The 21,923-nt window shown below is 66.0% G+C and carries 18 protein-coding genes; 11 read left to right on the forward strand and 7 right to left on the reverse strand.

What is annotated here, in order from left to right; genetic code table 11:
* Positions 1–53: 53 nt before the first annotated feature.
* Complete coding sequence (locus PRN20_RS16995) at positions 54–584, forward strand: hypothetical protein (RefSeq protein ID WP_273958768.1); 531 nt, start codon at positions 54–56, stop codon at positions 582–584.
* A gap of 153 nt (positions 585–737) precedes the next feature.
* On the opposite strand, the gene PRN20_RS17000 is transcribed toward PRN20_RS16995, so the two are convergent.
* Positions 738–1,007, reverse strand: coding sequence for a hypothetical protein (locus tag PRN20_RS17000; RefSeq protein WP_273958770.1), 270 nt, complete (start codon positions 1,005–1,007; stop codon positions 738–740).
* A 191-nt stretch (positions 1,008–1,198) separates the two neighbouring features.
* On the opposite strand from PRN20_RS17000, the gene PRN20_RS17005 reads away from it, so the two are divergent.
* The 7 genes from PRN20_RS17005 (at position 1,199) to PRN20_RS17035 (ending at position 11,315) form a co-directional block, all read left to right on the forward strand.
* Entirely contained in the window at positions 1,199–2,122 is a 924-nt protein-coding gene (locus PRN20_RS17005) for a LysR substrate-binding domain-containing protein (protein ID WP_273958771.1), read from the forward strand.
* Between the two features lie 145 nt (positions 2,123–2,267).
* Complete coding sequence (locus PRN20_RS17010) at positions 2,268–3,425, forward strand: ABC transporter substrate-binding protein (RefSeq protein ID WP_273958773.1); 1,158 nt, start codon at positions 2,268–2,270, stop codon at positions 3,423–3,425.
* Between the two features lie 151 nt (positions 3,426–3,576).
* Positions 3,577–4,578: an ABC transporter ATP-binding protein gene (locus tag PRN20_RS17015; protein ID WP_273958776.1), complete on the forward strand. Its 1,002-nt coding sequence runs from the start codon at positions 3,577–3,579 to the stop codon at positions 4,576–4,578.
* Entirely contained in the window at positions 4,575–5,534 is a 960-nt protein-coding gene (locus tag PRN20_RS17020) for an ABC transporter permease (RefSeq protein WP_273958777.1), read from the forward strand. The genes PRN20_RS17015 and PRN20_RS17020 overlap by 4 nt, the downstream gene beginning before the upstream one ends.
* Positions 5,535–5,749: 215 nt before the next feature.
* Entirely contained in the window at positions 5,750–6,565 is an 816-nt protein-coding gene (locus PRN20_RS17025; protein ID WP_273958778.1) for an ABC transporter permease, read from the forward strand.
* 160 nt (positions 6,566–6,725) lie between these two features.
* On the forward strand, positions 6,726–8,153 hold the full coding sequence (locus PRN20_RS17030) for a gamma-aminobutyraldehyde dehydrogenase (RefSeq protein ID WP_273958781.1): 1,428 nt from the start codon (positions 6,726–6,728) through the stop codon (positions 8,151–8,153).
* Between the two features lie 120 nt (positions 8,154–8,273).
* Positions 8,274–11,315, forward strand: coding sequence for an alpha-mannosidase (locus tag PRN20_RS17035; RefSeq protein WP_273958783.1), 3,042 nt, complete (start codon positions 8,274–8,276; stop codon positions 11,313–11,315).
* A 3-nt stretch (positions 11,316–11,318) separates the two neighbouring features.
* On the opposite strand, the gene sseA is transcribed toward PRN20_RS17035, so the two are convergent.
* The 6 genes from sseA to PRN20_RS17065 are packed head-to-tail and all read right to left on the reverse strand — an operon-like array spanning position 11,319 to position 17,638.
* The gene (gene sseA / locus PRN20_RS17040; RefSeq protein ID WP_273958785.1) at positions 11,319–12,155 is read right to left on the reverse strand and encodes a 3-mercaptopyruvate sulfurtransferase; all 837 of its coding nucleotides are present in this window, start codon (positions 12,153–12,155) and stop codon (positions 11,319–11,321) included.
* A 32-nt stretch (positions 12,156–12,187) separates the two neighbouring features.
* Complete coding sequence (locus PRN20_RS17045; protein ID WP_273958787.1) at positions 12,188–13,702, reverse strand: alkaline phosphatase family protein; 1,515 nt, start codon at positions 13,700–13,702, stop codon at positions 12,188–12,190.
* A gap of 30 nt (positions 13,703–13,732) precedes the next feature.
* Positions 13,733–14,800 carry an ABC transporter ATP-binding protein gene (locus PRN20_RS17050; protein WP_273958789.1) on the reverse strand — a complete coding sequence of 356 codons (1,068 nt, stop codon included), beginning with the start codon at positions 14,798–14,800 and terminating at the stop codon, positions 13,733–13,735.
* A gap of 3 nt (positions 14,801–14,803) precedes the next feature.
* Positions 14,804–15,592 carry an ABC transporter permease gene (locus PRN20_RS17055; protein WP_273958790.1) on the reverse strand — a complete coding sequence of 263 codons (789 nt, stop codon included), beginning with the start codon at positions 15,590–15,592 and terminating at the stop codon, positions 14,804–14,806.
* Positions 15,589–16,527, reverse strand: coding sequence for an ABC transporter permease (locus PRN20_RS17060; RefSeq protein WP_273958793.1), 939 nt, complete (start codon positions 16,525–16,527; stop codon positions 15,589–15,591). Before PRN20_RS17060 ends, PRN20_RS17055 begins: the two co-directional genes overlap by 4 nt.
* Position 16,528: 1 nt before the next feature.
* Positions 16,529–17,638 carry an ABC transporter substrate-binding protein gene (locus PRN20_RS17065; RefSeq protein ID WP_273958794.1) on the reverse strand — a complete coding sequence of 370 codons (1,110 nt, stop codon included), beginning with the start codon at positions 17,636–17,638 and terminating at the stop codon, positions 16,529–16,531.
* A gap of 358 nt (positions 17,639–17,996) precedes the next feature.
* Between PRN20_RS17065 and PRN20_RS17070 the strand changes: the two genes are divergently transcribed.
* From PRN20_RS17070 to PRN20_RS17080, 3 genes are all read left to right on the forward strand, one after another.
* Positions 17,997–19,250: an imelysin family protein gene (locus tag PRN20_RS17070; protein ID WP_443112580.1), complete on the forward strand. Its 1,254-nt coding sequence runs from the start codon at positions 17,997–17,999 to the stop codon at positions 19,248–19,250.
* 99 nt (positions 19,251–19,349) lie between these two features.
* On the forward strand, positions 19,350–20,852 hold the full coding sequence (locus PRN20_RS17075) for a di-heme oxidoreductase family protein (protein WP_273958796.1): 1,503 nt from the start codon (positions 19,350–19,352) through the stop codon (positions 20,850–20,852).
* Complete coding sequence (locus PRN20_RS17080) at positions 20,852–21,922, forward strand: imelysin family protein (RefSeq protein ID WP_273958798.1); 1,071 nt, start codon at positions 20,852–20,854, stop codon at positions 21,920–21,922. Before PRN20_RS17075 ends, PRN20_RS17080 begins: the two co-directional genes overlap by 1 nt.
* Position 21,923 lies beyond the last annotated feature (1 nt).

A 21,923-nucleotide genomic window follows, 5' to 3' on the forward strand; every position in this document is an offset into this window, starting at 1 on the left:
GATAGCGAGAGAAGGCTGGGGCGGCTAGCCTTCGCGAGCGGCAGAGGAAAATCATGGTGGAGCAGCAGACGATACCCGCGTGGCGACGGGTGATCCGCGCCATTGGGCGCGCGGTGGTCACGGTCGCGGTGGTCATCTACACCCTGCTCGACGACCTGCTGTTCCCGCTGTTCCGGCCGCTGATCAACCGGCTCAGCGCCCTCAGGCTGTTTCAGCGGCTGGGCGAGTGGATCGGTCGCCTGCCACCCTATGCGGCGCTGGTCGCGCTCGGCGTGCCGTTCGTCGTCATCGAGCCGATGAAAGTCCTCGCCATCTGGTGGGCCGGCACCGGCCATGTCATCACGGGCACCGTCGGACTTCTGCTCGCGCACGCGCTGTCGCTGCTGGTGGTCGAGCGCATCTTCCACGCCGGCTACCAGCCGCTGATGCGGATCGACTGGTTCGCGCAGTTGCTCGGCTGGTTGTTCGGTCTGCGCGACCGAGCGATTGGCTGGGCCAAGTCGACGACGACCTGGCAGGTAGCGGTACGCTGGGTGCGTGGCGCGCGGGAGTGGGTCCGCGGCGTGATCGCGTCGATCCGATAAGGCCGATAATTCTCGGCGGGGTGCCGATCCTTGGGACCATCGGGCTCACTGGCTTCTTGCGCGGCACGCCCGGTCCCAACGACTGGGGCGACGATCCGCGTTCCCGCCCAGGATCGAATGTGGCGGTAGTTCCGTGAGCTGAACGTCGCTGCGCTAGCGCTTCTTGTTCTTCTTGATGTCCTCGCGCATCGCAACGCGGGATTCCAGCAGGAACTCCTCGACTTCGTCGAGGGTCGCGGAGAAGTCGTAGCCCTTGTTGCCGAAGACGATCTCGAACGTGTCGTCGTCGCGCAGCATGTAGCCGCCATGGGCATCGATCTTGGGGTTGCGCTTCTCGGCGATCAGCAGGCTGACGCCGAAGGGCCGGCCGATGCGGCGGACGCGGCGTTCGATGGCGGCGAGGGTGTGGGCGCGGCTCGACATGATCGGCTCCAAGAGGGCATTCAGCTGTTCAATAGCGCGGTTGTCGCCGAGGGCAAGCCCTGTGCGGCGTCCGTCTCAAGTTCGTGTCCGCCAATGCCGGCATAAGCCCGGCGATGAGGGGCAGTGACCAACACGAGCGATCCCGCTAGCGAGCGGTTGAGTGGTCCGCTTGCCGATGCTTAAGTGCCTTCATGGCTTTCACACTGAGGCAGTTGCAGTATTTCATATCGGTCGCCGAGGAGGGGACCGTTTCCGGCGCCGCCCAGCAACTGTCGATCAGCCAGTCCGCGGTGACCGATGCGATCAAGGACCTCGAGAGCGACCTGGGGGTCACGCTGTTCGAGCGCCACCGGCGGGGCCTCAGCATCACGCACAAGGGGCATCAGTTCTACCGGCATGCGACGCGGATTCTCGCCAGCGTTTCGGATGCGCGCCGCAGCTTTGGTGAGGCGGAGATGCCGGCGCAAGGGAGCCTGCAACTGGGGGTCACCTCACTCGTCGCCGGCTACGTGCTGTCCGATCTGCTGGCTCGCTACCGCCGCGCAAATCCCAACGTCAACGTCTCGGCCATCGAGGACAACGGGGACTATCTCGAGCACCTCCTCATCGGCGGCGAACTCGATGTGGCGGTCATGGTGATCTCCAACCTGCGCGACCGCGTGGCGCTGCAGGCCGAGATCTTCGAAACGTCGCCCTACCGGCTCTGGCTTCCCTTGGGACACCGGCTCGCCGGGGCGGACATCATCTCGATCTCCGACATCGTACCAGAGCCGCTGATCATGCTCACCGTCGACGAGACGGAAGAGAACACGGGCAAGCTCCTCGGGGCGTTCAGCGCCAAGCCGCACGTCGCGTTCCGCACGCGCTCGGTGGAGGCGGTCCGCAGTCTCGTTGCAACCGGCGCCGGCATCGCGCTCCTTCCCGACCTCGTCTATCGGCCGTGGTCGCTCGAAGGCGACCGGATCGAGAGCCGGGACGTTTCCGGCGCGTTGCCGGTGGTGCAGGTCGGCATGGTATGGCGGCGCGGCAGCCAGCTGACGCAGGCGGCGCGTGATTTCATCGGGCTCGCCCAGCAACAGCATCTTTCGCGTTCGCGGGCCACACAGGAACGCTGATCCTGCCCATAGACGGTATCTGGTATCGGATTCTCCGATACCTCACCCCGGTCGAATGCATTTGCGGTTGTCAATCGTGCCGATAAGGTCGCTTGCAAGGGCCTTGTGCGCATTTGGGAGCGCTGGCCCGAGCAGGGAGAAACCGATGAAATCCATCCTCAGGACGTGTACGGCCTTGACCATGGTTGCGACCTTCTCCGGTCAGGTGGTTGCGCAGGAAATGCTGCAGTCGCTTGGCGCGGGGGAGGGCGAAGTTTCGATCGTCGCTTGGGCCGGCTATATCGAACGTGGAGAAACCGATCCGAACTTCGACTGGGTCACCAAGTTCGAAGCCGATACCGGCTGCAAGGTGACGGTCAAGACCGCCAACACCTCGGACGAGATGGTGGCGCTGATGAACGAAGGCGGCTTCGACCTCGTGACCGCCTCGGGTGATGCCTCGCTGCGGCTCGTCGCCGGCAAGCGCGTCCAGCCGATCAACACCGCGCTGATCCCGTCCTGGTCGACCATCGACGAGCGGCTGCAAAGCGCCGCCTGGCACACCGTCGACGGCGTCCACTACGGCACGCCCTATGTCTGGGGCGCCAACGTCCTGATGTACAACACCGATGTGTTCGGTGACACGCCGCCGACCAGCTGGAACGTGGTGTTCGAGGAGCAGACGCTGCCCGACGGCAAGTCCAACAAGGGCCGGGTGCAGGCCTATGATGGCCCGATCTACGTGGCCGACGCCGCGCTCTACCTCATGAAGCACAAGCCTGAGCTCGGGATCACCGACCCCTATTCGCTCAACGAGGACCAGTACAAGGCGGCGCTCGACCTGCTGCGCGTGCAGCGCACGCTGGTCGGCCGCTACTGGCACGACGCCTTCATCCAGATGGACGACTTCAAGAACGAGGGCGTCGTGGCATCGTCCTCGTGGCCGTTCATGGTCAATGTGCTGAAGGCCGAAGGCCAGCCGGTCGCCTCGACCTTCCCCGAGGAAGGCATCACGGGCTGGGCCGACACGACCATGCTCCACGTCGACAGCCCGCACCCCAACTGCGCCTACATGTGGATGGAGCACTCGCTCTCGCCCAAGGTGCAGGGCGACGTGTCGGCCTGGTTCGGCACGGTTCCGTCGGTCCCGGCGGCCTGTAAGGGCAATGAGCTGCTGACCGACGAAGGCTGCGCCAACAATGGTGGCGACAACTTCGACAAGATCCGGTTCTGGCGGACCCCGACGGCCAAGTGCGAGCAGGGCGAGTGCGTGCCGTACTATCGCTGGGTCTCCGACTATGTCGGTGTGATCGGCGGCCGCTGATGGCTTTGGGGCGGGGGGCGAAGTGGCCAGTCCCGCCCCATTCCCGGCGTCACTCTCGCGAAGCCCGGATCCGTTCTGGTGGTGGGCTCGGAGAACGGAAGCTCCCGCGACTACGCGGGGGTGACCCGGTGGCCCTTTGACAAGAGTTGAGATGACGGCAGCGGTTTCGCTACAGCGTGTGTCCCGCCACTTCGGCGCGGTGAAGGCTCTCGACGAGGTCGACCTCGACGTGGGCGAGGGCGAGTTCTTCGCCATGCTCGGACCATCCGGTTCGGGCAAGACCACCTGCCTCAGGCTGATTGCGGGCTTCGAGCAACCAACCACCGGCGGCATCCGCATCTTCGATGAAGCCGTGGAGGGCGTGCCGCCCTACCGGCGCAACGTCAACACGGTGTTCCAGGACTATGCGCTCTTCCCGCACATGGATGTGCGGGAGAACGTCGAGTTCTCCATGATGCTGAAGAAGGTCGACAAGACGGCGCGGGCTCGCGAGGCCGAGGCGGCGCTCGAAATGGTGAAGCTCGGCGGCTATGGCGACCGGCGGCCCGGCCAGCTGTCGGGTGGGCAGCGACAACGCGTGGCGCTGGCCCGTGCCATCGTCAACAAGCCCAAGGTCCTGCTGCTCGACGAGCCGCTCGGGGCGCTCGACCTCAAGCTGCGCGAGCAGATGCAGGACGAACTGAAGGCGCTGCAGAAGACCCTCGGCATCACCTTCATCTTCGTTACACACGACCAGGGCGAGGCCCTGTCGATGGCCGACCGGGTCGCGGTGTTCAACCTCGGCCGGCTGATGCAGGTGGGAACGCCCGAAGAGATCTACCGCAAGCCGAACTCGCGCTTCGTCGCCGATTTCGTCGGCTCCTCCAACGTGCTGCCGCCAGCCTTCGTCCACAACATCGTCGGCGAGCGCCGCTGGGCCTCGCTCAGGCCCGAGGCCATCCACGTGATCCGGGCTGGGGCCGGCCTCTCGACCATGAGCGGCAGGGTCGTGTCGCGCTCCTATCTCGGCGCAACGACCCGGCTCGGCATCATGCTCAAGGGCATCACGCTCAACGCCGTCGTGCCGTCCGCCGAGGACGCTCCGGTCGAGGGCGAGACGGTGACGATCGGCTTCGCGAGGGAAGCTCTCCACCTGATGGAGGCCGAGGAATGAGCGCAGTCGCAGCCTCGGCTCCCGGCGCGATCCTCCCCAACCGCCGCGGTGTGCTGGGGGCGGTGAGCGACGTCTTCTGGCGTCGGCCGATGATGCTGGTGTTCCTGCTGCTGGTGCCGGCGCTGCTGTGGCTCGGCATCGTCTATATCGGCTCGCTCTTCGCGCTGCTGCTGCAAAGCTTCTTTTCGATCGACGAGTTCTCCGGGCTCATCAATCGCGAGTTCACGCTCAAGACCTATGCCGAACTCTTGCGGCCGCAGAATCTCGACGTGATCCTGCGCACGGTGATCATGGCGGCTGCCGTCACCGTAGCCTCGGCGATCATCGCCTTCCCCATCGCCTACATGGCAGCTCGCTACGCGCGCGGTGCGTGGAAAGCAGTGTTCTACCTCGGGATCATGTTGCCACTTTGGGCGAGCTATCTCGTCAAGGTCTATGCCTGGAAGCTGGTCCTCGCCAAGGAGGGGATCCTCAACTGGGTGTTCGAGCAGTTGCACCTGACCTGGCTGCTGGACGCCTGGCTCAGCCTGCCGGTGATCGGCGGCAACTCGCTCTCGATCAGCTACACGGGCACCTTCATCGTCTTCGTCTATGTCTGGATGCCCTACATGATCCTGCCGATCCAGGCGGCGATCGAGCGGGTACCGACGAACCTCCTCGATGCCTCGTCCGATCTCGGCGCACGGCCCATGCAGACGTTCTGGAAAGTGATCTTTCCGCTCGCGCTGCCGGGCATCGTCGCGGGCTCGATCTTCACCTTCTCGCTGACGCTGGGCGACTACATCATCCCGCAGATCATCGGCACGTCCGCGTTCTTCATCGGCCAGGCGGTCTTTGCGCATCAGGGCACGGCCGGGAACATCCCGCTGGCGGCGGCTTTCACCGTCGTGCCGATCGTCATCATGGGGCTCTACCTGTGGATGGCCAAGCGCATGGGAGCGTTCGATGCGCTGTAGGGTCACCAGCAGTCGATGCTGTCGCCTTCTCCCCTTGTGGGAGAAGGTGCCCGAAGGGCGGATGAGGGGTGCTCTCCGCGAACGCCGTCGCTCCTCGCTTCGCTCCGATCGCGCAACACTTCGTGTCGCGGACCCCTCATCCGGCGCTGCGCGCCACCTTCTCCCACAAGGGGAGAAGGCATGCCCGTGGTCGTCGGCACTCGTCGGTGGCCACCATGCGCCCTGACACCCCCCGCGCTCCCTGGGGCCTCAAGCTCGCCGCCGGGGCAGGGCTGTTCTTCCTGCTCGCCCCTATTGCGCTGATCTTCCTTTACGCCTTCTCGTCCGAGGAGCGGACCTACCAGTGGCCGCCGCCGGGACTGACGCTCAAGTGGTTCGAGGTCACCTGGAACCGGCCCGACGTCTGGCAGGCGCTGACGCTCTCGGTTCAGGTTGCGGCGATCTCGACGGCAATTGCGCTGGTGCTGGGAACGCTCTGCGCCGCGGCCGTCTCCGGCTCGCGGTTCTTCGGCCGCGAGACGATCTCGCTGCTCGTCATCCTGCCCATCGCCTTGCCCGGCATCATCACCGGCATCTCGCTGCGCTCGGCCTTCAACCTGCTCGATATCCCGTTCTCATTCTGGACGATCGTGCTGGGGCACGCGACCTTCTGCATCGTGGTCGTCTACAACAACGCCGTAGCGCGTTTCCGCCGGACGTCGGGATCGATGATCGAGGCGGCGATGGACCTCGGCGCCGACAAGTTCCAGACCTTCCGCTACATCATCCTGCCCAATCTGGGCACAGCGCTGCTCGCGGGGGGCATGCTCGCCTTCGCGCTGAGCTTCGACGAGGTGATCGTCACCACCTTCACCGCCGGCCAGCAGCAGACGCTGCCGATCTGGATGCTCGAGGAACTGGTGCGCCCGCGCCAGCGCCCGGTGACCAATGTGGTCGCAATGGTGGTGGTCGTCGTGACGCTCGTGCCGATCCTGCTCGCCTTCTACCTGAGCCGGGGTGGCGAACAGTCAGTGGCGGGGATGGGGAAATGAGGATGAACCGGTGCGTGTGGCCCCCCACCCTTGATCCCTCCCCACAAGGGGGAGGGAGACGAAAACTGCGAAGTTGGTGTGAGGGTCTCCCTCCCCCTTGTGGGGAGGGCGGGGTGGGGGTGAGCCCCACGCACACATGTAGGGTTAGGGAGAGAGACCAATGAACACCGAGATGCTGATCGGCTCGCGGTTCGAGGCGGGGACGGAAACCGAGGAGCAGGTGCTCAATCCCAGGACCGGGGAACTGATCAAGGGGATCCCCGAGGCCTCGCAGAGCCAGATCGACGCGGCCGTCGCTGCCGCCGAGAAGGCGTTCGCGACGTGGTCGCGGACGACGCCGGGGCAGCGCTCGAGCTACCTGCTGCGGATCGCGCAGGCGATCGAGGACGATGCCGATGGGTTCGCGGCGCTGGAGGCGCTGAACTGCGGCAAGCCGATCAATGCGGTCAAGAACGACGAGATTCCGGCGATCGTCGATTGCTGGCGGTTCTTCGCCGGCGCGGTGCGCAACATGCAAGGTTCGATCGCCGGCGAATACCTGCCGGGCCACACCTCGATGGTGCGTCGCGACCCGATCGGCATCGTCGGCTCGATCGCGCCGTGGAACTACCCGCTGATGATGATGGCGTGGAAGCTGGCGCCGGCGATCGCGGGTGGCAACACGGTGGTGTTCAAGCCGTCCGAGCAGACGCCGCTGACGGCGCTGAAGCTCGCCAGGGTGTTCGCCGACGTGCTGCCCGAGGGCGTGGTCAATGTCGTTCTCGGGCGCGGGGAAAGCGTCGGCAACGCGCTGATCAACCACCCCAAGATCAACATGATCTCGATCACCGGGGACGTCGCGACCGGCAAGAAGGTGCTGCAGGCTGCGGCCAAGTCGGTAAAGCGCACGCATCTCGAGCTCGGCGGCAAGGCGCCGGTGATCGTCTATGACGATGCCGACATCGAGGCAGTGGTGAGTGGGCTCAAGGCTTTTGGCTACTACAATGCCGGGCAGGACTGCACGGCGGCCTGCCGGATCTATGCCGGCCCGAAGATCCACGACAAGCTGGTGGCCGACCTCAGTTCGGCGGTCAACTCGATCAGGTACAACCAGCAGGACGACACGCTCAACGAGATCGGGCCCTTGATCTCGAAGCGCCAGCGCGATCGTGTCGCGAGCTTCGTCGAGCGGGCGTCGGAGCTGCCGCATATCAAGATCACGGCCGGCGGCCACATGTCCGGAGACCGGGGTTTCTTTTATGAGCCGACGGTGATCGCCGGAGCATTGCAGCAGGACGAGATCGTGCGGCGCGAGGTGTTCGGGCCGGTCGTGTCGATCACCCGCTTCACCGATCCCGAGGATGCCATCGCCTGGGCCAATGACAGCGACTATGGCCTCGCCTCATCGGTGTGGACCAAGGACGTGTCGAAGGCGATGCAGACGGCGGCGCGGCTGCAGTACGGCTGTACCTGGATCAACACCCACTTCATGCTGGTCAACGAGATGCCGCATGGCGGGCTGAAACAGTCGGGCTACGGCAAGGACATGTCTGTCTATGCGCTGGAGGATTACACCGCCGTTCGGCACGTGATGATCAACCACGGCTGATCCCCAGACAGCGCGCATTCGGATTCCGGACCTTTCGCAGCGCGCTACCCTAGCGGCCCCTCTGCACTTGTGGTTTCGTCCGCTCCGGTTTTCGGGACGTGACCTTGGGTGGAGGTAACATTGGCATTGTCGATCGGGCAGCGGCTGGACCGGGTGAAGGCGCGATTGGGCGAACTCTTGTTCTGGCGCGAGCGCGAGACGGTTCCGGTTGGGGGCTGGCTGTGCAACGGCGCGCCAATCGAGATCGGCGCGCCCTGGCCGAGCCGAGACGGCGTGCAGGGGTTCGCCGCAGCCGCAACGGTACCGGCTCACTGGCCGCTCAGTGAAACGCGGATTTTCCTCGATCTTGGTGGCGAGGCGCTGGCGACGCTGGTGTATGCCGACGAGAAGGTCGCCTTCGGCAACGATCCCTACCATAAGAGATTCCCGGTCAAGGCGCGGGACTTCCGCATCGAGGCCGAGGCCGTTGCCCGTCTGCCCTTCGGCGAGCCGGTCCGCAGTCCCGTTCTGACAGGCGCGCGCCTCTACTGGCTCGACACGGCGGTGGACTCGCTTCGGGTTCGGCTGCACCTCATCCTGGAGACTTGCGACGAGCTGGAAGACCATGAGGTCACGCCGCACCTGATCGCTGCGGCAGAAGAGGCGTTCCATGCACTCGACTGGCCGTCGGGCTCGCAGGATTACGTCGCCCGCTTCGCCCCGCAGTCGGGTCAGCAGAAGATCTGGCAGCTGCCGCCGCTGAAGGACAACCCGGCGGGCCTCGACGACGAGCAGCGGGCAAGCGTCGTTGCCGCCGACAGGCAACTCGTCGCCCGGCTCAGGGAACTGCAGAAGCGCTTCCCCCAGCAGGGGCAGATCGCCCTTACCGGTCACGCCCATATCGACCTCGCATGGCTCTGGCCCTACTCGGAGACGCGCCGGAAGATGCGGCGCACCTTCTCCACGGCGGTGTCGCTGATGGAGGGCAGCAACGAGTACCTGGCCCAATCCGGTTTCCGCTTCAACCAGTCGACCGCGCACTACTATGCGCAGATCGAGGAAGACGATCCGGCGCTGTTTGCGCGCATCAAGGCGAAGGTCGCCGCGGGTAGCTGGGAGACGGTCGGCGGGATGTGGGTCGAGCCCGACACCAACATGCCGACCGGCGAGAGCCTGACGCGGCAGATCCTCTACGGCCAGCGCTACTTCCAGCAGAAGTTCGGCGTGCGCCACACCGTCTGCTGGCTGCCGGACTGCTTCGGCTTCTCGGGCGGCTTGCCGCAACTGCTCAGGCAGGGCGGGATCGACTCGTTCTTCACCATCAAGGTGAACTGGAACGACACCAACACCATCCCGGCCGACCTGTTCTGGTGGGAGGGGATCGACGGGTCGCGCGTCCTGACCCACACGTTCGACAATCCCTGGCAGGGCTACAACGGCGCGGTGAACGCGCTCTCGATCAACAAGACGTGGAAGAACTTCAAGCAGAAGGCCGCCCACCCGACTTCGCTGCTGGCTGTCGGCTACGGTGACGGCGGCGGCGGCGTGACGCCGGAATATGTCGTGCGTGAGATGATGCTGCGCGATTTCCCGGCCTTGCCCAAGGCGCGCTGGTCGCGGGTCGAGGACTTCTTTGCAGCGGCGCACTTGACCGGACAGCAGACGCAGCTGCCGGTCTGGCAGGGCGACATCTACCTCGAACTGCACCGGGCGACGCTCACGACGCAAAGCGCGACCAAGAAGGCGCACCGACAGGCCGAGCGCGCGCTGATCACCGCCGAGACCCTGGCATCGCTTGCGACATTGCTCGGCGGCGAGCAGCCAGAGAGCCTCGAGCACATCTGGCGCGTGGTGCTGAAGAACGAGTTCCACGACATCCTGCCGGGCTCCTCGATCGCCGAAGTCTACGAGGATGCAGAGCGCGAACTGAACGACGCCTATGGCCGGGCCGTGGCGCGGCAGCAGATCGCCATGTCATCGATCGTCGGGCACATCCCGGACGGGGACGTCGACGACGCTGTCGTGGTGGTGAACCCCTCGCTCAGCCGCCGGCCACTCCGTGTCACGACGTCCGACGGCACGCATTTCTCGACTGCCGACGTCGTGCCACCCCTGTCGGTGAAGGTGTTCACGCGTGCCACGCTCGAACCGCTGGAGGGGCTCTCGGTCAGCGAGACGCACCTCGAGAACGCGCATATCCGGGCCGAGATCGGGGCGGATGGCACGGTGACAAGTCTCGTCCACAAGGCGACCGGGCGCGAGGCGCTCGACGGTCGCGGCAACCAGCTCTGGGTCTATCCGGGCGACAAGCCGCGCGACTGGGACGCCTGGGACATCGAGGAGGACTATGACAGGAGCGGCATCGAACTCGATGCGCCCGAGAGCATCAAGGTCACGGAGCATTCCAACACACGGGCGGCGGTTCGCGTCGTCCGCCGCTTCCGGGCCTCGAGAGTGATCCAGACCTATGTGCTCGAAGCCAACGGCACGCGGCTCGATATCGTCACGGAGATCGACTGGCACGATCGCCACTGCCTGCTGCGCACGATCACGCCCGTTTCGGTGCGCACCACGCACGCCACCTTCGAGCACGCCAATGGCGTGGTGCGGCGGACCACACACGACAACACCTCGTGGGACCAGGCGCAGTTCGAGGTGCCGGGGCATCGCTTCATCGACATGAGCGAGCCGGGCTTCGGCGTAGCGCTGCTCAACGATGCCAAGTACGGGCACAGCGCCAAGGGCAACGTGCTGGGCCTCAGCCTCGTGCGCTCGCCGGTCTATCCCGATCCGCTCGCCGACGAAGGCGGTCAGCGCTTCACCTATGCGCTCTATCCGCATGCCGGGGACTGGCACGAGGGCAGGGTGCGCGAAGAGGCCGAGGACCTGAACCAACCGATGCTGGCAGCGGTCGCGAGCGGCGTGGCAGCGGTGACGCTCACGCCCATCGGCACCGAGGGTATCCCGGCGGCGCTCTCGGGCCTCAAGGCGGCCGAGGATGGTGACGGCCTGATCCTGCGCGTCTACGAGCCGTCGGGCCGGCGTGGCGAGTTTGCTGTGACCGCGCCGTCGGGCTGGGAGGTCAGCGGCAGTCTCAACATTCTCGAAGAGCCGATGGATCGCGGCGAGGGCGCCGCGCTCAGGCCGTTCGAGGTGAGAAGCTGGCGGATCTCGAAGGGCTGAGCGTCACCCCTTCACCACTTCGGTGTCGTCCCGGGCACCCCATTCGGCCCAGGCGCCGTCATAGAGGATGACGTCCTTCGCCCCGGCCTGCTCGAGCGCAAGCTTCAGCGTTGCAGCGGTGACGCCGGAGCCGCAGGTCGTGACGATGGGCTTGGTGAGGTCGATCCCGGCGGCGGCGAACTGGGCGCGCAGGGTTTCGGCAGGCTTGAGGCTGCCATTCGCGACGAGGGTGTCGGCGGGCGCGCTCACCGCGTTGGGCATGTGACCGGACTTGAGGCCGGGGCGCGGTTCGGGAGCTTCGGCGCGGAAGCGGGCGCCGGGGCGAGCGTCGGCGATCTGGCGGGTGCCGGAGCGCGAGAAGGCCTGCATCTGATCGAGGCTCGCGACGGCCTTGTCGTCGAAGCTGACGGTGAAGCTGGTGGCGGGTCGCGTCGCCTCGCCGGCATCGGTCGGGCGGCCCTCGGCCTTCCACCTGGGCAGGCCACCCTCGAGGATGCGAACGTCGCGGGCGCCCATGGTCTCGAAGGTCCAGCGGACGCGGGGGGCGGAGAAGAGGCCCATGCCGTCGTAGACGACGATGGTCATGTCGCTGCCGATGCCCAGTCGGCCAATCAGCTCACCAAATGCGGCCGGCTCCATCAGCATGTGCGGCAGGTTGGTGGTGAGGTCGGCGTATTTGTCGACGTCGAACCAGATGGCGCCCGGGATGTGACCGGCGAGATACTCGGCGCGCGGGTCGCGGCTGGCTGCCGGCAGGTACCAGCTGCCGTCGACCACGACGACACTGGGGTCTTCGAGATGCTCGGCGAGCCAGGCGGTAGAGACGAACGGGTCGGTCATCGTGGTCCTCATGTTGCGCGCAACCTAGGGGCTCAGATGCGTCTCGTCACCACCCCATCGGGCGTGAGTTCCTTCAGCGCCAGGGTCTGGTCGAGGTGCTGCGCCCGCCAGCTCAGCAGACGTTCGGCCATCTCGATACGGATCGCGGCGTGCGCAGGGTCGCTGGCGAGGTTGCGGAAGTTGTGCGGGTCCGCCTTGAGGTCGAAGAGGAGCGGCGGCAGTTTGGCGAAGTGGACATACTTCCACCTGTCGGTACGAACCACGGCCATGTTGAGCAGGTTGGACTTGAGCTCGAACCAGTTCTCCGCGCTGCCGCGGGCGACATCCCGGAAATCGAACTCCCAGTGCACGGCATCGCGCCAGTATTCGGGCGGGCCTTCACCCCGGATCAGGGGGAGCAGCGAGCGGCCGTCGGGCTCGTGCATGGGCTCCACGTCCATGGCCTCGAGCAGCGTCGGGAAGATATCGATGGACTCGGTGAAGGTCTCGACGCGCCTGCCGCGCGCCTCCTTGGGGTGGCGCACGATCAGCGGGATGTGCTGGCTTCCGTCGAAGTAGCCTCCCTTGCCGAGCATGTGGTGGTCACCCATCATCTCGGCGTGGTCGGAGGTAAAGACGATGATCGTCTCTTCCCAGTCCCCACGCTCGCGCACGGCCTCGAAGACACGTCCGAGTTGGGCGTCCACCTCGGCGATCATGCCGTAGTAGGTCGCCTTGATCTGCCGGAGATCGCGCTCGCCCCAGAATGCAACCTTGCCCTCGGCCGCAGGAATGAAGCTGTCGCGGTTCACGGACTCGAGCATGTACTCGAGGAACGGGTGCTGGGCCGCCTCGGCGTCCGGCGAGACGGCACGGGTCGGTGCTGTCACTTCGTCGGGAGAGAACATGGTGTTGTAGGGCGCAGGCACGATGAACGGCGGATGCGGGCGGATGAAGGACAGGTGGGCGAACCAGTGACGCTCGCTGTCCTGCTCGGTGAGCCAGCGGATGAACTCGTTGGCGAGGAACGCGCTCTGCGTCTGGTCGGCGTCGTAGGCCGGCGGTGCGCTGGTGACCACACCAGGCGGCGCGTCGACCGGCAGATGTGCATCGTCGCTGCCCCCGAGTTCGAGGCCGTTGGAGCGCAGCCAGCTGAGCCAGGCCTTCTCGTGCTCCGGCAGCTTCACCCGGGTGGTGAATCCGGGAAGGACGCCCTCGTAGGTCGTGAGATCCGGGTCGTTCGGGTGCCGGTTGGTCGGGTCGAGCGACACGTCTGTATAGCCGAACAGGGTTGGATCGTACCCGGCGCGTCGAGCCGCCTTGGCGATGTTGTCGAAGCGGTCGGCGAGCGGGCTGCCGTTGCGGCAGACCCGGTTGTTCATCTGGTAGAGGCCGGTATAGAGCGCGGCCCGCGCCGGCGAGCAGGGCGCCGCTTGGGCGTAGTGGTTGAGGAAGGCGATGCCGTCGGCCGCCAGCGCGTCGAGGTTGGGCGTCTCCACCAGCGGATGGCCGGCGTAACCCGTGCAGTCGCCGCGCCATTGGTCGGCGGTGATGAAGAGGATGTTCAAGTCGGCGCCCCCAAGGCGATCGTCGGCCTGTCAGTCTCCTAGCACCAGAACGTCGCTGGACGCGATACCGAGGCGGACGGGCGTGCCATGCGCGGGGGGCGGGGTGCGCTGGTCGTTGAAGGTGTCGAGGCTGATGGTGTTGCCGCCGAGGTCGACCTTGAGCCGGATGACCGAACCGAGGAATGCCACTTCCGCCACCTTGCCCTCGAGCACGATGTCGCGGGCGACGCCATTGGCGAGGGAGACTGCCTCGGGGCGCATGGTCAGGGCGACGGCATCGCCGTTGCTGGCGCTGGCGGGCAGGGCAGGGATGGCGAACGTGGCATCGCCCAGTCGTACGGTTCGGCTCGCGGCATCCGTGACGGTCGCGTTGAGAGTGTTGAGCGTGCCGACGAAGGTCGCGACGAACTTGGTCGCCGGTCGGTTGTAGATGTCGAACGGCTTGCCGAATTGCTCGACGTTGCCGGCATTGAGCACCACGATGCGATCGGAGATCGACAGCGCCTCTTCCTGGTCGTGGGTGACGAACACCGTGGTGATGCCGAGCTCGCGCTGGATCTCGCGGATCTGCTCGCGCAGCGAGACGCGGATCTTGGCATCGAGGGCTGAGAGCGGTTCGTCGAGAAGCAGCATGCGGGGACTCGGCGCCAGGGCACGCGCAAGGGCGACGCGCTGCTGCTGGCCGCCGGACAGTTCGAACGGGTAGCGCTTGCCGTAGCCCGAAAGCCCAATCAGCTTCAGCATCTCCTCGACGCGGTCGTCGCGCTCGGGCTTGGGCATGCCGGCGATCTTCAGCCCGAAGCCGATGTTGTCGGCGACGTTCATGTTGGGGAACAGCGCATAGGCCTGGAACACCATGCCGATCTTGCGCCTGTTCGGCGCGAGGCCGGAGATGTCGCTGCCTTCGACGACGATACGGCCGGAGTCCGGGCGTTCGAACCCGGCGATCATCCTCAGGATCGTGGTCTTGCCGCAGCCGGATGGACCCAGCAGGGTGACGAACTCACCCTTGTTGAAGCCGAGGTCGACGCCCTTGACGACGGGGTTGCCGCCGAAGCTCTTGACCAGCTTCTCGATGCGCAGGAATTCCTCGGCCATGGTCTAGTCCCTACGGGCTGTCTTGGGGGCGAAACGCGCGAGCAGCTGGATCATGCCCATGGCGCCCCAGGTGATGACGAACGAGATGACGGCGAGCGCAGCAGGCTCGAAGGCCCGGTTGGCGCCGACGTTCTGCATGTAGACGCCGAACACCTGCCGGTTGAGCAGGCTCGCGATGGTGAACTCGCCGATGACGATGGCGAGCGTCAGGAATGCGCCCGACAGCACTGCGACGATGATGTTGGGAAAGATCACCTGCACGATGATCGTCGCCTGGTTGGCGCCGAGGATGTTGGCGGCTTCGGTGAGCGTCTGCACGTCGATGGTGCGGAGCCCCGTGTCTACCGCCCGGTACATGTAGGGCAGCGCCAGCGCCACGTAGGCCAGCGTCAGGAGGATGTCGGTGCCGACGTTGGTGCCCAGCAGCGGCAGCGGCGACGAGGTGTTGTACATGCGGATGTAGCCGAACACCAGGATGATGGCCGGGATGATCAAAGGCAGCAGGGTGATGAACTCGATGATCGGTCGGAGGTGCGGGGCGCGCAGCCGCACGTAGTAAGCTGCCGGTACGACGATCAGGAGGCCGACGATGATGGCGCAGATGCCGATGATCAGCGAGTAGCTGAACGAGGCCTGGAAGCGCCCGTCGGAGAACACCGAGGTATAGGCATCGAAGGTGTAGCCCTCGCGGCGGATGCGCAGCGAGAACTCGAAGGTGGCGAGCAGCGGCAAGAGGAAATAGCCCGCGCCCAGCCCGAAGATGATCCAGCTCCAGAGCCTGCCCGACTTCATTTGAGCCACCGTTCGGCGCGGGTGCGGATCACGAGGTAGATGATGTTGGCGAAGGCGGTGATGACGATCATGCCGAGTGCCAGCGCGGCACCGAGCCCGGGATTGTGCAGCACGTCGCCGCGGATCTGCGCATAGAGCAGGATCGGCACGATGTTGAGCGACGAGCCGGTGAGCGCGTAGGCGGTCGCGATGGCGCCGAAGGCGTTGGCGAACAGCAGCGACAGCGTGCCGAGCAGGTTCGGCCACAGCACCGGCAGCCCGATATAGCGCCAGAACTGGCCGTTGGTCGCGCCCAGCGTCGCGGCGGCCTCCCCCCACTCCTTCTTCAGCCCGTCGATCGCCGGCGCGATGATCAGGATCATCAGCGGGATCTGGAAGTAGAGGTAGGTGATGGTGAGGCCCCAGAAGCTCAGCAGGTTGAAGCCGGACTTGTAGAGGTCGAAGCCGACGAACTTCAGCAGCACGGTGACGAGCCCGAGCCGGCCGAGCGTGGCGAGGAAGGCGAAGGCCAGCGGGATACCGGCGAAGTTCGAGGCGACACCCGAGAAGGTCATCACCGTCGAGCGGATGGCCTGAGGCAGGCGACCGCGAATGATGGCGAGGGCGATGACGAGCCCGATGCCGGCGCCAAGGATGGCCGAGGCAGCCGAGACGCGGATCGAAATCCAGAACGAGGCGAGGATCTGCGGCGTGCCCAGATCGATGATGTTCTGCAGCGTGAAGTTGCCTGATCCGTCCTGGAAAGCGCCGACCACGAGGCCGAGGGTCGGGATCAAGAGGAACAGCAGCGCAAAGATGATGAACGGCGCGATGGCGATGATGTCGCCGAGGCGGAGCCTTGAAATGAACCGGAACGGGTTGCCACCGACGCGCACGGCCGGCCCGGTGGAAACCGGGCCGGCCGATGGGTCAGCCACAGAGCTGACGTTGGTCATGTTACTGGACGTTGGCGCCGACGGTGGCGTCCCACTGGCTGGTGATCACTTCCTTGGCTGCGGCCTGCTCCTCGAGGGTCGGGAACACGGCCTTGGCGTAGGCTTCGGCCGGCGGCAGCTTGTCGAGCAGGGCCTGCGGGATCGCCCCCTTGGCCGCGAGGTCGTTGAAGCGGATCGGGTGGCAATAGCCAGCGAGCCAGCCGAGCTGACCTTCGTCGGAGTAGAGGTATTCCATCCACAGCTTGGCCGCGTTCGGATGCGGCGCGAACGCCGAGATCGCCTGGATGTAGACGCCGGCGACGACGCTGTCCGACGGCACGACGACTTCTGCCTTGGGGTTGCCCGCAAAGCCGTCGCGCCAGGCGAGGGCATTGTAGTCCCAGGCGACGACGATCGGGGTGGTGCCCTGAGCGGTCGAGGCGGCCTTGCCGATCACCGGCACGAAGTTGCCGGCCTTGTTGAGCTCGGCGAAGTAGGCGAGCCCGGCTTCGGCAGCAGCCTTGGCGTCGGTGGCGCCGGTCGACAGGCCTGCGCCGTAGACGCCCTGGATGGCCTGGTTGGCAGCGCGCGGATCACCGGCGAGGGCCACGGAGTTGGCGTAGTCGGCGGCCTTGAGGTCGGCCCACGAGGTCGGGACCTTCGACACGAGGTCGGTGTTCACGAGGAACGACAGCACGCCGTAGTAGTCGCCGTACCAGTAGCCCTCGGCGTCCTTGGCCGAGTCCGGGATCGAGTCCCAGGTCGAGACCTTGTACGGCTGGATCAGGCCTTCGGCCTTGGCGGACGGGCCGAAGCTGAGGCCGACGTCGATCACGTCGGGGGCCTGCGGGCCGGTGTTGCCCTTGTTGGCCTTGATGGCTTCGATTTCGTCAGCCGAGCCGGCATCCGGGTTCAGCTCGTTGATGGTGATGCCCGGATACTTGGCTTTGAAGCCTTCGATCACGGCGCCGTAGCCGCACCAGTCGTGCGGCAGGGCGATTGTGGTCAGCTGTCCCTCAGCCTTCGCAGCTTCGTAGAGGGCAGCGAGGTCGGTCTGCGCAGAAACGGAGAAGGTCGAAGCGGCGAGGGCCGCGACCGAAACCGAAGCGACGAGCGCATTCTTGAAGATCATTCTCAAGTCTCCCTGGAATTCTGGCTTCTTGTCCTGACTCGGAGGAGCCCCAAAGCCGCGTGTCACCTAGTTTGGCCACGTGACAGACGCGTGACACCCAACCCCCGGGTGCACAGCGCCGATTGCCGGGCGATTGCCCGAAAGCCTCGTGGAACAAGGCGATACGGTGCCTCAACGCCTCCAGAACCAATTGTGACATTTGTGACATTGCCTCTTTTACTTGGGGGAGTCGAGATGGGCGGTGGCGGGCGCAGTTTAGAGCCGTTCCAGCCTGGGCGGATATTTCTTGAAGCGGGCAGTCCACTTTGATAGTCCCGCCGGAATGGACGCGCCCGCGTCCGCCGGAGACCCCCCCGAAATGAAGACGATCAGCACGCTTGCCCTTTCGATCGGCATGGCGGCGATGAGCACCAGCTTCGTCGCAGCTGCCGAGCCCACCGCCGAAGAGATCCTCAAGACCTATGCGGACATCGCGCTCGCCGGTTACGAGGATGCGCTCACGACGGCCAGGGCACTCGATGCGGCAACAGATGCGCTGATCGCCAACCCGGGCGAAGAGACGCTGAGCGCCGCGCGGGAAGCCTGGCGCGCCTCGCGCCCGTCGTACCAGCAGACCGAGGCCTTCCGCTTCGGCAACACCATCGTCGACGAGTGGGAGGGCAAGGTGAATGCCTGGCCGCTCGACGAGGGGCTGATCGACTATGTCGATACGAGCTACGGCAGCGAGAGCGACGAGAACGGCCTCTACACGGCCAACGTGATCGCCAACAGCAAGATCACCATCGACGGCGCCGAAGTCGACGCGGCCGAGATCACGCCGGCGTTCCTCCAGGATACGCTGCAGGAAGCGGGCGGGATCGAAGCCAATGTGGCGACGGGCTACCACGCCGTCGAGTTCCTGCTCTGGGGCCAGGACCTGCACGGGACCGAGGCGGGCGCCGGCGAGCGGCCCGTCACCGACTATTCCACCGACGCCAACGCCAAGCGCCGCGGCCAGTATCTCGACGCTGTCACCGACCTGCTGGTGACCGACCTCGAGGAGATGGTGGCCAACTGGAAGGAAGGCGGCGCGGCGCGGACGGCCCTCGCCGAGAGCGGCATCGCGACGATCCTCACCGGCATGGGCTCGCTGTCGTTCGGCGAACTGGCGGGCGAGCGCATGAAGCTTGGCCTGCTGCTCCACGATCCGGAGGAAGAGCACGACTGCTTCTCCGACAACACGCACGTCTCGCACCTGAACGATGCGGTGGGCATCCAGAACGTCTACCTGGGCAAGTACACGCGCGTCGATGGTTCGGTCATCGAAGGCCCCTCCATCTCGCAGCTGATCGCGGCGCGCGATCCGGCGCTCGACACCGAGATCCGGGGCCTCCTCGATGCGACGCTGACGGCGATGCACGAGATGTCGGCCCGGGCCGAGGGCGGCGAGGCCTATGACCAGATGATCGCCGAGGGCAACGAGGCGGGCAACGCCGCGGTGCAGAAGGCAATCGACGGGCTGGTTGCGCAGACGCGCGGCATCGAGCGCGCCGTGGCGCTGCTCGAGCTGGGCGATACGGTGACGATCGAGCAGTCCGACAGCCTCACCAACCCGGATGCCGTGTTCCAGTAAGGGGCGGTTTTCCAGAGCTATCTCGGCATCGCAGGTGGACAGAATCTGCGACGCTGACTTTGATCCCGGTCTATGGCCGGGAAGCCAAGAGTGCCTGACATGCACATGCGCTTGACCGCGTTCCTGGTCATAACCCTTATCGCGGGTCTCGCCTTCGCTACCGAGGGCGGGACCCGTTCCGACCTCACGCCGAAGGATCTTGAGCGCGTTCGCGCCGTGACGGCGCCGGCCACGGATTTCTCCAAGCCCGAGAACTTCGAGCAGTTGCCGGCGGGCGCGGCGACGGTGAAGAAGCGCGTCAACCAGGACATCTTCTCGTTCTCGTCGGCCAACCTCACCTTCGAGCAGGAAGAGCAGTTCAAGCTGGGCAACGCGCTGTTCCGCAAGCTCTGGGTCTCGTCCCCGGCCTCGACCGAGGCATCGGACGGGCTCGGGCCGCTGTTCAACGCGCGCGGCTGCCAGAACTGCCACCTCAAGGACGGGCGCGGCCACACGCCGAGCGGGGCAGGGGACAATGCGGTCTCGATGTTCCTGAGGCTTTCGGTGCCGGCACATGGCGAGGCCGACCAGCAGGCGCTGGCGGAAGGCGCCAAGGTGATCCCCGAGCCGACCTATGGCGGGCAACTGCAGGATTTCGCCGTCCAGGGCCTCAAGCCCGAAGGCAGGATGGCGATCAGCTACACCGACGAGCCGGTCACGCTCGGCGACGGCACGGTGGTGACGCTGCGCCGGCCGGATTACTCGGTGACCGACCTCGCCTACGGACCGATGGCGGACGACGTGATGCTCAGCCCGCGCGTTGCGCCGCAGATGATCGGGCTTGGCCTCCTCGAACAGGTGCCGGCGGAGGACATCCTCGCCAATGCCGATCCGGACGATCGTGACGGCGACGGCATCTCGGGCCGGGCCAACTTCGCCACCGAAGAGGGTGTACGCCAACTCGGGCGGTTCGGCTGGAAGGCCGGCACGGCCAGCATCCGCGCCCAGTCGGCCGATGCGTTCGCCGGCGATATCGGCATCGCGACTCCGCCAGTGATGAAGCCCCATGGCGACTGCACCGCGGCCCAGGCCGATTGCCTCGCTGCGCCCACCGGCGAACAGGAGCGGCTGGGCCCGAGCGAGGCCCCCGATCCGGTGCTCGAGCTCGTGACGTTCTATTCGCAGAACCTCGGCGTGCCCCAACGCCGAAATGTCGGCAATCCTGAGATACTGAGAGGCAAGCAGGCCTTCTACGAGGCCAACTGCATCTCCTGCCATACGCCCAAGTTCGTGACCTCGCGCGACGCGCCGACACCGGCGCACCGGTTCCAGCTGGTCTGGCCCTACAGCGACCTGCTGCTGCACGACATGGGCGACGGCCTTGCCGACCACCGGCCGGAAGGTGAGGCAGACGGGTACGAGTGGCGCACGCCGCCGCTGTGGGGGATCGGCCTCACCGAGACCGTTTCCGGCCATACCGAATTCCTGCATGACGGGCGCGCGCGCAACCTGACCGAGGCGATCCTCTGGCATGGCGGGGAAGCGCAGGCGGCGCGCGATGCGTTCGCGCAAATGTCGAAATCGGAGCGCGATGATCTGGTCGCGTTCCTGGAGTCCCTGTGATGCGGTTGTTGATTGCTCTTCTCGTCGCCCTGATCGCGGTTCCGGCTTTGGCGCAGGAGCAGAAGCTGACCGCCAACGAGGTGGTGGAACTCGCCATCACCGAGGCGATCCGTCCCGGCTTCGCCCGGTTCGCCGAGGAAGCGGGTTCGCTGAAGCTCAACGTCGAAGCCTTGGGTGCGACGCCGTCCGAGGCGACGCTGGAAACGGCGCGAAACCAGTTCAAGTCCGCCGTGACCGCGTGGTCGCGCATCGAGCTCTATCGCATTGGGCCGCTGATGGCGGAGAACCGCAGTGACGCCATCCTGTTCTGGCCCGATCGCAAGGGCATCGCCCTCAAGCAGGTGCAGGGTGCACTGGCCGAAGCGGATCAGACCGCAGCCAGCGCCGAGACGCTTGCCGGCAAGAGTGTCGCCATGCAGGGGCTAGGCGCTCTCGAGTTCCTGCTGTTCGGCGCGGATTCAGAGACACTGGCCGCCGGGGCGGACTTCCGCTGCAAGTATGCTGCCGCTATCGCCGAACTCATCAGCGGGCGGGCCGACGAGATGTCGGCAGAGTGGGCCGACCCGGCCGGCTTCTCGAAGCGGCTGCTCGAGCCCAGCGCATCGGACCCGGACTACCGCAGCACCCGCGAGGTGCTGGAGGCGCTGACGGGGCTTCTCGCCCATGGCACGGAGGCGATCCGCGACCAGCGGCTGCTGCCATTCCTGGGGCGCGACGGTGCGGCTCCCAAGCCGAAATCGGCGCTGTTCTGGCGCTCGGGCATGACTGTGCCGTCCATCAGCGCCAACTTCGAGGGGCTCAAGGCCCTGCTGCGGGACTCGCGTATCGCCGAGGCGACGAGCCCGGATCAACAGTGGGTAGGGCAGAGCGCGGGGTTCGAGTTCGGCAATGCCGAGCGTGCCGAGAAACTGGTGACCAAGCCGGTGGAGCAGGCCGTCGGCGATCCCAAGCAGAAGAAGGCTCTCGACTACATGGTGATCGTGACGCAGTCGCTCGACACGATCCTGGGCGAAAACCTCGCGGCGGCGCTGGGGCTGTCGGTGGGGTTCTCGTCGCTCGACGGAGACTGAC

Source organism: Devosia sp. ZB163, assembly GCF_028613635.1.
GTDB lineage: Bacteria > Pseudomonadota > Alphaproteobacteria > Rhizobiales > Devosiaceae > Devosia_A.